The following is a 12,490-nucleotide window of genomic DNA, read 5'->3' as shown; positions in this document are numbered from 1 at the left end:
GCTAAACTTTATCGTGTGCATTCTACTGGATTTTTTCGAATTCCAATACGTCATGTATTTTCATATTGATATCAAGAAACATGAAATAGGAATTTGTGACACTCTAATCATTGCTTATACTTCGCAGTTTAAAGTTCAGTTTATACTTGATTTAGACTGCGAAGCTTAATTATCAATTATCTCTCCCATCTGTCACCTTTGGCGACGTACAAATCATGGGTGCAAAACGCTTTGTCACTATATCTCTATCAATCACTGAAATAAGATTCGTTCTTTTAATATTTCTTCTAATGCATTACTGCTACTTGTGTGGCAGCGAATCAATTCAGCATTGTTCTTTTGAGCTTCCGAAATAGCACTTTTGGCCATCTTATGTGATACTGTATTTGTAAATAATACGATTAGATCAGGTGTGCCTATCTGTTCTCTAAAATTAGCTGTCATCTGTGTAAAGACCTTCGCTCTACAATTATAATTCTTGCATAACTTTTTATATTGACAGACCATTCGATCATGCCCTCCAATAATTACAACGCTCATATGATTCCTACCTTTCGTTCTTTTGATTTATATTGATGTATAATATAAGGAATGCTCATACCTTCCGATAGCATCTGTAACACTATCTTTTTAGCCTCTCCATAACTTTCAAATATAAGAAGTGCCTTAGCTAAATCGTCATATACTTTCCAATACCCTGAATACAAAGAATTTCTACCTTGATTCTGCATAAACCCAATCACATCATGAACTGGATACCCTAGTATAAGTCCTAATTCATGAGGGAAAATTTCTTTATTCATCATATAAATGCAATATCTTTTTGAAAATTCTTTTAAAATATTTCTTAAATCATATTGATGATATCCAAATTGAATCATGGCATCCCGAACTTCCAGTTTATTTAGGTATGTGATTAGATCATTTTTTCGATATAATAGTAAAATTAATTTTTCATCATTCTGATAAAGTTTATAGTATGAAATAGTCGATCTATCAAACATCTTAACTACTAGGTCTACATCTTTTACGTCTAATATTACTGTACTTGATATTTTTATGCCGATTAGTAATGGTGCGCATTGAACTGCTAGTAACCTTTCAAATTCTTTCTCATTCATGTGTCGAGCCATGTATATTACCTCTTTTTAATTTTATTTTACTGTTAGTTGTAACTAACCTAAAGTTAAAAAAATATATATAAATTAATATTGAAACACATATTATTCATTAATAGTGTTTCCATAATAATTTGAACGTAATGCTATTTAATTATCATTTTATTAATTTATTATTCGATATATCATATTAATTATTCATATAACTTTATGAGTTTCTAAGTTTTTAGATATAATTTCATATGTATATAGCAATCTACACTCACTCTAACATTAATTTTATCTAGTTAAGAACAATATTTGAGTCTACGAAATATCAGCCAATAATTAATTCCTATTTGTTAATCATTCCGCCTTTACAGTAATGTGAAGCACCTCTTTTGTACTGATTTTTTAACAACTAGCCAACTCAAGTTCATAGTCATTTACTACTAAAGAAGCTACATTTTGATTTTTAAGATATCCAAAAGATTCAAGCCCTGCCTTAATTATATCATTCCATGTTTGCTTCGATAATTGATAGGTTGTATCGTCATCTAAAACAATGGTATACAGTTCTTCTCTAGAACAACGTTCTTCACATGTTACTTTATACATATTTTTTCGACTTATCGCTCCTATTTCCTCTAGTGTATTGACTAATCGATATACGGTTGCAGTACCAATACCAGGATCTATACCCGATGCACGAAAATGTATTTCTTTGCAGCAAGAACATTCATTTTCTAGAATGATATCAACAATAAGTAATCTCTGCTTAGTAATACGACATCCTCTTTCCTTAAGCCTTTGTATAATCATGTCTTTTTGCATTTTCGTTCTTTGATAACCAATTGTGTCCTGTACGTTCAATTGTTCCTTTGATTCTTTTTTATTCAGATGAGTTTTCATTCACTTCCTCCATTTCACTTTTTCGTTCATTATGAAGCAATATAGCTTATCTTTTTTCCATTATCTTTACTATCTAGAACTTTAGTGACAACCGCCACCGCAATGTTTACAATCATTACCACATTGTATTGATTTTCCCTTCTTCTTATCCCTTACCATTGTGGCTAAGGATGTTCCAACAATTGCTACTACGATTACTCCAACGATTACTGTTCCCATATTATTACCTCCATTTTTAGTTGGCAGCCTGCGACTCGCTCGCAGGCCTAAATTCAACGTGTGAAATGTCATTTTATTTCACACTAGCTCCCATCCGTCGCCTCTGGCGACATATAAATCAAGGGTGTGAAACGCTTTATTTCGCACTAGCTGCTTTTCTCACTTGTGCAGTTTGATTTGGTTGATTTGGTTTTACTAATAAATAGACAAATCCAATGATTAATAAAAATGCAACTATAGTACCAATTCCAAATGTACCTGTTGTAACTAGCGTTCCGATTTGATATACACATAATGATACAAGGTATGCGAGACCAGTTTGGTATCCAATAGCAATCCAAAACCATTTTGTATTATTCATTTCTCTCTTAATTGCACCCATTGCTGCGAAACATGGAGCACATAATAGGTTAAATACCAAGAAAGAATATGCCGCTACCGCAGTCATGCTTCCTGCTAAAGTTCCCCATATTTGACTTCCATTATCAGCAACTTCACCAAATCCAAATAACACTCCAAATGTACCAACTACATTTTCTTTTGCTACTAAACCTGTGATAGCTGCCACCGCTGACTTCCAATCCCCCCAACCTAAAGGAGTAAAAATTGGTGCAAGTATGTTGCCCAAGGAAGCTAATATACTATCATTCATATTCTCTACCATTCCAAAACCATGATCTTTAAAACCAAAACTTTGTGCAAACCATACTACGATTGTTGATAGTAAAATAATAGTACCAGCTTTTTTAATAAACGAATATCCTCTTTCCCACATACTTCTTGCTATATTTTCCACCGTTGGCATATGATAAGCTGGAAGTTCCATTACAAAAGGAGCTGGATCACCTTGAAATAATCTTGTTTTCTTAAGAATAATTCCTGAACATATAATTGCTGCAATACCCACAAAGTAAGCACTTGGTGCAACCCACCATGCCCCGTGAAATAGCGCACCTGCAATTAACGCGATAATAGGTAATTTTGCACTACAAGGAATAAACGTTGTAGTCATAATTGTCATTTTACGATCTCTATCATTTTCAATGGTTCTTGAAGCCATGATTCCAGGAACTCCACAACCGGAACCTATTAACATAGGGATGAAAGACTTACCTGATAAACCAAACTTTCTAAATATTCTATCCATAATAAATGCAACTCTTGCCATATATCCACAAGCTTCTAAAAATGCTAAAAAAGCGAATAAAATAAGCATCTGAGGCACAAATCCTAATACAGCCCCAACACCTGCAACAATTCCATCTAGAATTAACCCTTGTAACCAATCTGCACAACCTATTGCATTTAATCCTGATTCAATTACTGCTGGAATGCTAGGAACATCAAGTCCAAATAACTTCCATCCATCGCCAAACACTCCATCATTGGCCCAATCGGTTGCCCATGTTCCTACTGTTGTTATAGATACATAATATACGAGAAACATAATTGCTGCGAATATTGGTAATGCCAAGAATCGGTTGGTTACTATTCTGTCAATTTTATCAGAAGTTGTTGCCTTTCCTTTGCTCTTCTTGATATAGCATTCTTTGATAATAGAAGAGATATAAATATACCTTTCATTCGTAATAATACTCTCTGTATCATCATCCATTTCATTCTCTATCTGAGCAATTTCCTTGGATACATTAGGAACCTCTTTCAATTGTGTTGTAATTTTTTCATCTTTCTCTAATAATTTAATTGCAAAGAAACGTTTCTGTTCTTCTAATACCTGCATTCCAATCTTTTCTTCAATTGAATTTAGTACCGCTTCTACTTCTGTTGCAAATTCGTGAACTGGAGGTGTGGCAGTTTTATTTCTTGCAAGTTTTACTGCTTTTTCAGCCGCTTCTGTGATTCCCTCTCCTTTTAATGCTGATATTTCAACAACTTCACAACCAAGTTTTTTGCTTAATTTATCAATATGTATTTTATCACCATTTTTATTTACAATGTCCATCATATTAACTGCCATGATCACTGGTATTCCAAGTTCCATTAATTGTGTAGACAAATATAGATTTCTCTCAATATTTGAACCATCAATAATATTGAGTATAGCATCTGGCCTTTCGCCTATCAGATAGTTTCTTGCTACTACTTCTTCTAGAGTATAAGGGGACAAAGAATAAATTCCTGGTAAGTCAATAATAACGACATCCTTATGTCCTTTTAGTTTTCCTTCTTTTTTCTCAACGGTCACGCCTGGCCAGTTACCTACAAACTGATTGGATCCCGTTAATGAATTAAATAATGTTGTCTTACCACAGTTTGGATTTCCCGCAAGTGCTATTTTAATTGACATTTGATACTCCTTTCGCCATAATGGCTCATCTAATTTATTCCTAATAACATAGTTATTGAATTGGTATAATTTTTGTATCCATTACATTAATCCCTTGCTAACTATAGTTAGTATATACTAACCGTATAGCAAAAATTATTCCACCTCTATCATTTCAGCGTCTGCTTTACGTAAAGATAGCTCATAACCACGAACTGTCACCTCTATTGGGTCACCAAGCGGTGCAACTTTTCTCACATATAACTCTATTCCTTTGGTAATTCCCATATCCATAATTCTTCTTTTTACTGGACCAACACCATTTAGTTTTTTTACTAACACGGTTTCTCCACATTTAATCTCTTTTAATGTTCTCATGTTCCAACCCTCCTATATGTTTAGCTATCTAATGTGTCATAACCACATGAAACCTTAGATATAATACTATCAATATATTTTATTATCAATCATATTTTGTAATCTATGATGTCTTATTATCTATCATCTTCTTTTAAAGTACGTCTAATCGTTATAAACAAATTATTAATTTTATTAAACAATAATCTTATTTGCCATGTCTTTATTAATTGCAACTCTTGATTCTTTAATATTAACGATTATATTTCCTCCCATTTCTGATACAATAGTAACAATTCCACCTGTTACAAAACCAAGGCTTTCTAAAAATCTTCTGGTATCCTCTTTTCCTCCAATTTTTTTAATTTCACTAGCTTCTCCTACCTTAAGCATCGATAATGGCATACGAATCATCTTCTTTCTGTTTTTATATATTGAGAATGGTTTTCAATTTCTTTATACTGTTAGTATATTCTAACCATAGTTACTTGTCAATAACTTTTTTGAGAATTATTTTCATTTTCATTACAGATGCTCTTAGTACTAACACTTACCAATTTTATAAAAGTGTGTATTTGATATAATTCGTTATATATGGTATACTTTGTTAATGTTTTTATAAATCAATATTATAATTAAACATCCTAGTTTAAATATATACTATACTTGATAATTTCAGTCCAATCCGTATATTTTATAAGAAGTATGAACTATTAACAAAAAAGAGGTGTTAATCTATGAATATAAATGAATCTGCTGAAAACTATTTAGAAACAATTCTTGTTCTAAGTCGCAAGCTTCCTGTCGTTAGAGCTATTGACATATCTGTCGAGTTAGGATTTAAAAAATCCAGCGTAAGTGTTGCTATGAAGAATCTACGAGAAAAAGGGCATATTACAGTTTCTGATTCCGGTTATATTTCCTTAACAGAATCAGGAAAAGAAATAGCTTCTACCATATACGAAAGACATGATATACTGTCCTCTTGGCTTATTCGTATAGGTGTAGATGAAAAAACAGCTTCTGAAGATGCATGTCGTATGGAACATGTTATTAGTAAAGAAAGCTTTGATGCAATCAAGAAATATATTATGTAAATAATATATTTCTGGTGATATGTAGACGATGAACAGAAAATAAAGCAGGTGAATCCGCCAATATCATTATCTAAATGACATTGGTGAATGCATCTGCTTTTATTAATTCCATATCGTTATTGATTCAATTTTTCTCTGACTCCATGCTCAATCCCTTTCGTTTCTTCTCTTTTCTTTCCTTCAACATATTGTAAAAGAAGGCTTTTACATAATCCATTGTTCCCAACGGATTCTGGATACGAATTATTGCATATGCCAATGCTGGAGTGAACGTTGGAGTTGAATATACGTAATAAGAAGGTTCCCAATACGTAGGGTTATATTTTAGTTTCGTCTGATATAACGTTTTAAATCCATATACATGATTCATTTTTTCATAGATCATATTTAATACTTTTGCTGCCATATATGGCTCTTCTTCCAATCTTGCAAGCGGAGCTAATGATAGGCTTCCCCATTCAATTCCTTCTTCTTTAAACTTCATCATTGCTTCATAGAAGATTTTTTCCATAACACCTCTTGTTGCATTTTTACCGTGTCTTGTAACATCGGTCATATAACCATTCATTCCCCCAAATGGTACAAATACAATAAATCCTTCTATATTATTCTCTGCATTAACGGCATAAAAATATCTTCGATCCATAGGATTATCAAAACCAATTCCACCCATCGTAAATACCAATTCACTACTTTTCTTCATTGTTAACCATTCCTCTGAAATGGACATTATCTTCTTTTCTATATCAGTATTCCGTTTCTTAAGAGGCTCATACTCTAGAATTTTTATCCCTGCTTTTGTTGCATGATTAATATTTAATCGAATTTTGGAGGCTTTCCCTCCCGCAAGAGAATATTCACTAAGACGAAATCTTGGTTCTTCCCCGCATTTTACCATCCCCATACCTAGTTCGCTATATTCTTCTAAGAACATACTAGATGTGGTTAAGAATAGGAGGTTATATGCATTTCGCTCGCAATAATTTTTGAATTCAGATAGTAAAGCCAGAAAATTCTTCGGTGCACAGATTGGTTCTCCTAGAACTACTATGGTATCCTTTACGATTCCATAAGCAATAAAGCCCTCAACTGATTTTCCAAAATAGTGAATCTTATCATTCTCTAGTGTTAAATAAGAACTGCAATTTTGACCGTATTTTTGTACTAATTTTCTTGCCTTTTCTATGTTCTGTTGGTTATGAATTCTTGCAATACAAGGTGTTAGGACTAAAACTAATCCAATCAATATACATATCCAACTAAACCAAAAGATAAATTTAGTATAGAAGAAATGGGATGGTAAATTAATATATCTAACATTATCTGAATAAAACATAACATCAACTGTTTGTTTAATACATTCACTAAAATGAACCATTCCTTTTTCTTTCAAAGTAATTAATGCAACTGTAGAATTTAAGAAAACAAAAACTGCATAAATTAAATAAATAATAATCCCTTTTTTCAAAGAATATCTGTCCATTCTTCTACAATAATAATTCTTAGAGAATAGTAACACGATATATACAGTCAATACTGTGATAAACCATGGATTCCAAACTTTAATATGACCCATATGTAAATACTCAAAAATCATCCCTGATAGTGCAATCATCGTAATCGTCCATGCTGCACTAAGTCTTTTATATAATTTCCATACAACAATTAATATAATAAAGCTAAAAAGTCGCTTTATCGTAAGATGTATACTTAATAAATGCCTAATATAGATATCATGATTATTATTAAGTATAAAAAATGGTGCAACAATATTAAAAATAGCTAATAGTAATAACACCACGATAATAAATTTATTCATGATTTCTATTAACTTAGATACTCTTTCTCTCATAAACTTGCCTTTCTTTTCTTTGGTTCAATCTAATGAACTAGGGATGTAAATGTCATTTTCCTCTATCCTGTTAATAACCACATTAACAGATATCCTATATAACCTATTCTATTTTACACGAAATATAGTAAATAACAAGTATTAGATAAAACCAATTATTACGAGTTAAAAAGTACGTTTCTGAACTCAAAGCAAAAAAGGAATCATTCAATAATCAGAAAATACTACTATACGAACGTTGCTCCACGTTCTCTCCTTCTGATTATATTTTGAATGATTCCTTATTCATATAGAATCTCTTATATTTCTCAATCTTGAATATAATAAGCATATTCATATATTCTATTCAGTAAGAACTATCTAAGGGACTTTAGAACAAATTCTATTCATCTGCATCAATAACCTTATAACCATTATTCTGTAAATGATTATTTATTTCTGCAACTGACGTATGATCATCGTATTTAATATCCATATAATTCTGACCTTCACTTAAAATAACATTCTTAACTCCTATAATACCTTCTAATTGATCTCTTACTCGTTCCTGAGTTTCTACTTGTTCTAATCCAACAACACTAAGTCTTACACTATTCATATTGGTTTGTTCCTTTCTAATACATTAATCCTGACAACATTATCATATTATTTGCAACAAACCCAACATTAATTCTTAATTTGCTTCATATTTTTTAAACTGTTTTGCAAGTTCTTCTAACTCACGAAGTAGTTCTGATTCTTTTTTTACAGCTTCAGCACTATGACAGCACAAGGAATATGCTTCTTCTGAACTTGCAGTTACTTCTTCACTTGTAGCTGAAAGTTGGGTTAAACTATCTACAATACTATTATTGGATCGATTAATTTCATTAATTTTACTATTAACACTCATGATTAATGATGCAAGTTCCACCACTACTTGATTGATATGACTAAACTTATATTGCGCATTTTCAACGAGTTTGTTCTGTTCTGTTGATACGCTTTGAACATTCTTCGCTGCATCCTTTGCATCAACCGAATTCACATTTAATTCTGCAATTAATGCTTTAATCGATTCAGTAGATTTTCTTGTCTCATCCGCCAATTGCCTTATCTGATCTGCTACAACAGCAAAACTTCTACCTTGTTCTCCAGCCCTAGCTGCTTCAATGGATGCATTAAGTGCTAACATATTTGTTTGACTAGATATTCCAAATATAACATTCGTAATCTTTTGAACTTCATTCATCTTTTCTTCTAGCGCATCCATCGTGTTGGATACAATTCCATTTGCTTCATCAAGATTATTTGCCTCGACTTTTAAGTTATCTATAATAACAAGGCCTTCCTTAACTGCAACCTCTGATTTATCTGCTAGCTCTTTCATCTTTCCCGCATCATAATCAGTACCCTCAATGATTCCTTGAATATTACCTGTCATTTCTTTCTGTTGCATTATACTTTCCGCATTGGTCTGAGTACTTTCTGCAATCTCCTTTACGGCATGGTTCAATGCATCATTTGATTCGTTTATCTGACCAATAATGGAATCTGTGCTTCCAATCTTATCATTCATTCGATCTGCAATATGCATAATTTCATTCGTTAGATTTTCTTGTTTTACCTTTTCTTCTATCACTTCATTCAATATATTCTCATTATTTAACTTAGCAATTGCAGATATAAAACATGAGATGATACTACATACAACAATCCCAAATATCTGAACTGCATAGCTAGAATCTAGTGTAAATGGTGCACTATCTTTCACTTGTAATAAAAGAATGATATCTACTATATTAATTAGAATAATAACTCCTGAGAAGATTAAGGAATATTTTAAATCAAAGAATAATATCATAATTAGTAAGGCTGGAAACAAATAAATATACGTGCTGGTATTTAATCCATAAAATAATAAATAGCTTGTTAAAACTAAATAAGTTATCATTGATATATAGCGAACCAATGTGCTCTCATTTTTGTAATATATAATTGTATTGGAAGCTATTCCTGCTATAAATAAGAGTATTGGAATAATCATGTCCTTCATATCTTTGCTACCATACAAAACCGTATTTCCAATCGTGCCTAATATATAAAAAGCAAGTATGCCTAATACTATTGTGGTAAATTTATTCACCCTTTTAAACTGATCTATCATCGCTTGACTACTCGAATAACTATTCTGATTCATTTTTGCTTTTCCTCCCATCCGTTCTTTAAATTCTATTGTTCGAAACCATTCCCTTTATAATTAATGGCACATTACTTTGCTTCACATTTTTATATTTCTTTCCTTTTAGATATAATCGTTCAATTTTTATTTCTCTTAGATTCTCTTTTGCTACATCATATGGATTGGCAGATAATACAACCATATCTGCTATTTTACCAACTTCTAAGCTTCCCCTATCCTTCTCATCAAAACTTGCTTCATATCCGTGATAAGTGCACATTCTTAATGCCTCATAGATAGATACGGATTCTTCTTTTATACTATGATTACAAGCATTATGTATCCATAACATTGGATCAGGGTCTGTACAAGGCGCATCCGAGCCACATGACAATATAATATTATTCTTTTGAAAAGTTGCCAAAGGATTTAATCTATTATTTCTCTCTCCCAGAATATCCGTTAGGTATTCATCTGGTTCCTGAGGCCATTGTATAAAGGAGGTCTGAACTGGTAGTTGGATTCCATACTCTTTGCAAATAGATATCCCCTCTGCGGTTGGTAAACACGCATGAATAATTCCATGACGGTGATCAGGTCTATGATAATCATCAAGTGCTGCCTTTATTGCTCTTGTAGCTTGATCGAATGCTGCGTCTCCAATGGCATGAAGTTCTATTTGTAAATGTGCTCGATTCGCCTTCTTGCAGAATTCAATGACCTGTTCATCAGAATAATATAGTACTCCTTTTTTGTCACTTCCTTCATAGGGTTCGTTAAGAGCTGCATCCCTCGAACCAAAGCAGCCATCCAAAGCAGTGGCAAAGCATCCTCCAATACGCTCTAGTTTTCTCTTAACTACTTTTTCTACATCCATCGTTTGAAAAAACACTCTCATCTGAAATCCATTATTAAGACCTCTTCCAAGCCAACGTTCCAGATCAACATCAAGATCTCTTGGAAATCCCACCCCACTAACAGTATGAATAAGTCCAATCCCTTTTGATGCAAGATAATCTACTGCATTCTTCATATTTTTAATTAATTTTAATGGTGAAATTGAATTGGTGATATAATTAGATACAGCAAAGAATGCTTCCTGCTGCATTTCCCCAGAATCTTCATGATAGCCTCTAAGATGAGAGACCTTATCTTTGACTTTGCTCATTAGAGCAGAATTGATGATGCATGCATGTCCATCATATTTTACAACCATAATTGGCTTATTCATACATACTGCATCTAACTCTTTCTTCGTTATTAGGTGTCTTTCCTCCACAGAATATGGAGACGCTCCAAATACAATTATAATACTCTCATCGTTCTTCTTTATGTACTCACCTAACATACTCATTATTTCTTTATTACTTCTAGCATTCATAACATTTAACCCTGCATGAAATGTCGCAAAGCTTGCAAAATGCATATGTGTATCCGCAAAAGAAGGAATTAAAACTCTTTTACCTAAAGTGACTCTCCTACAACTGTTATACTGATTAGGTAGTAGGTCTCCAATATAGAGAATTCTCCCTTGATCCTCTACCAAATACTTCGCAATTGTGTTCTTATCATCACATGTAATAATTGTCCCCTCAAATACTTTCATCTTGTCCCTCCATCTGTATCAAATATTATATAGCCGAAAAATATTTGTCCTATTATTCAATCTAGAATATATTCTCTAACTTATTCTTTACCAATACAATTAGTATACTGAATATACTAACTTTTTCCATTATGATAACACTTGTTACATTTTCTGTAAAGACGTTTTTTTACATTTTTATACACAGACCTTGTAATTTTACTTCTTAAACCTTAAATTTCTTCTTTTCTCCTCGTTTTTGTTCCTATATGACTTTCATTTAAACCATAAAAAGAAAATGAGTAAAATCTTATAAACAATATAATAAGATTTTACTCATCTATTTTTTTTCTGTATTTTACAATAATAATCTTATAGACTCTTGAATTTGCTCCATTAATATTAAGCCTGCTTCTCCTGTAGCACCTGAATTAAACTCAAGATCATTTATGTAGAGCATGCCCATTGACATGCTGAGAGAACTATCCTTGAATTCATTCCATTGCATAAATCCAATTATTTTTTGCTCAGTACGATAATATATTCCATTTTTCCCTAATGCAAATCCTTTTCTACAGCCACCTAATATGGAACAATCCTGAATATAAAAGATATTTTCATTAGATGGTATATGAAATCTGATCACTGCTTTGGGATAAAATTTATTATCACTTGATTCAAGTGAAGATCCAAAAATCAAAGACATACAATGTTTTGCTGCATAATCTACGCATAACTTTAAAATTATATCACTGATTCCATTTTCGTCCTCTGTTAGAATATCATCCTCTTCAATTTTATAAACGTTATATACAGTATCACAATATTCGCATCGAACAGTTCCATTTATAACACTAGAAGGGAGATTAGCTCCACATTGGGTACAACTTGCTAAGTGCTTTTCCATTTCATTTGTCACCTCA

The 12,490-nt window shown here is 32.2% G+C and carries 13 protein-coding genes; 1 reads left to right on the top strand and 12 read right to left on the bottom strand.

The window, feature by feature from the left end; genetic code table 11:
* Positions 1–252 precede the first annotated feature (252 nt).
* The 7 genes from bsdtb5_RS03430 to bsdtb5_RS03400 all read right to left on the bottom strand — a co-directional run bounded on the left by bsdtb5_RS03430 (position 253) and on the right by bsdtb5_RS03400 (position 5,277).
* Positions 253–540, bottom strand: a complete 288-nt coding sequence (locus bsdtb5_RS03430; protein WP_271714656.1) for a DUF2325 domain-containing protein — start codon at positions 538–540, stop codon at positions 253–255.
* Complete coding sequence (locus bsdtb5_RS03425) at positions 537–1,133, bottom strand: DUF3793 family protein (protein ID WP_271714655.1); 597 nt, start codon at positions 1,131–1,133, stop codon at positions 537–539. The genes bsdtb5_RS03430 and bsdtb5_RS03425 overlap by 4 nt, the downstream gene beginning before the upstream one ends.
* A gap of 378 nt (positions 1,134–1,511) precedes the next feature.
* The gene (locus bsdtb5_RS03420) at positions 1,512–2,009 is read right to left on the bottom strand and encodes a Fur family transcriptional regulator (RefSeq protein ID WP_330611922.1); all 498 of its coding nucleotides are present in this window, start codon (positions 2,007–2,009) and stop codon (positions 1,512–1,514) included.
* An 81-nt stretch (positions 2,010–2,090) separates the two neighbouring features.
* Positions 2,091–2,228, bottom strand: a complete 138-nt coding sequence (locus bsdtb5_RS03415) for a FeoB-associated Cys-rich membrane protein (protein ID WP_271714654.1) — start codon at positions 2,226–2,228, stop codon at positions 2,091–2,093.
* 136 nt (positions 2,229–2,364) lie between these two features.
* On the bottom strand, positions 2,365–4,536 hold the full coding sequence (gene feoB / locus bsdtb5_RS03410) for a ferrous iron transport protein B (RefSeq protein ID WP_271714653.1): 2,172 nt from the start codon (positions 4,534–4,536) through the stop codon (positions 2,365–2,367).
* Positions 4,537–4,671: 135 nt separating this feature from the next.
* Entirely contained in the window at positions 4,672–4,893 is a 222-nt protein-coding gene (locus tag bsdtb5_RS03405) for a FeoA family protein (RefSeq protein WP_271714652.1), read from the bottom strand.
* Positions 4,894–5,067: 174 nt separating this feature from the next.
* Positions 5,068–5,277 carry a FeoA family protein gene (locus tag bsdtb5_RS03400; RefSeq protein ID WP_271714651.1) on the bottom strand — a complete coding sequence of 70 codons (210 nt, stop codon included), beginning with the start codon at positions 5,275–5,277 and terminating at the stop codon, positions 5,068–5,070.
* A 332-nt stretch (positions 5,278–5,609) separates the two neighbouring features.
* Between bsdtb5_RS03400 and bsdtb5_RS03395 the strand changes: the two genes are divergently transcribed.
* The gene (locus bsdtb5_RS03395; protein ID WP_271714650.1) at positions 5,610–5,969 is read left to right on the top strand and encodes a metal-dependent transcriptional regulator; all 360 of its coding nucleotides are present in this window, start codon (positions 5,610–5,612) and stop codon (positions 5,967–5,969) included.
* Between the two features lie 124 nt (positions 5,970–6,093).
* Here the strand turns inward: bsdtb5_RS03395 and bsdtb5_RS03390 are convergent, their stop codons facing one another.
* From bsdtb5_RS03390 to bsdtb5_RS03370, 5 genes are all read right to left on the bottom strand, one after another.
* Positions 6,094–7,821, bottom strand: a complete 1,728-nt coding sequence (locus tag bsdtb5_RS03390; RefSeq protein ID WP_271714649.1) for a bifunctional lysylphosphatidylglycerol flippase/synthetase MprF — start codon at positions 7,819–7,821, stop codon at positions 6,094–6,096.
* 382 nt (positions 7,822–8,203) lie between these two features.
* The gene (locus bsdtb5_RS03385) at positions 8,204–8,419 is read right to left on the bottom strand and encodes a hypothetical protein (protein ID WP_271714648.1); all 216 of its coding nucleotides are present in this window, start codon (positions 8,417–8,419) and stop codon (positions 8,204–8,206) included.
* Positions 8,420–8,494: 75 nt separating this feature from the next.
* Positions 8,495–10,000 (bottom strand): methyl-accepting chemotaxis protein, encoded by a 1,506-nt coding sequence (locus tag bsdtb5_RS03380; protein WP_271714647.1) that lies wholly within the window; start codon positions 9,998–10,000, stop codon positions 8,495–8,497.
* A 25-nt stretch (positions 10,001–10,025) separates the two neighbouring features.
* Entirely contained in the window at positions 10,026–11,588 is a 1,563-nt protein-coding gene (locus tag bsdtb5_RS03375; protein WP_271714646.1) for an amidohydrolase, read from the bottom strand.
* 337 nt (positions 11,589–11,925) lie between these two features.
* On the bottom strand, positions 11,926–12,474 hold the full coding sequence (locus bsdtb5_RS03370) for a hypothetical protein (RefSeq protein WP_271714645.1): 549 nt from the start codon (positions 12,472–12,474) through the stop codon (positions 11,926–11,928).
* Positions 12,475–12,490 lie beyond the last annotated feature (16 nt).

The organism is Anaeromicropila herbilytica (genome assembly GCF_016591975.1).
GTDB lineage: Bacteria > Bacillota > Clostridia > Lachnospirales > Lachnospiraceae > Anaeromicropila > Anaeromicropila herbilytica.
The sequence above is the reverse complement of the archived record's forward strand: the minus strand, read 5'-3'. Positions and strand labels throughout refer to the sequence as shown.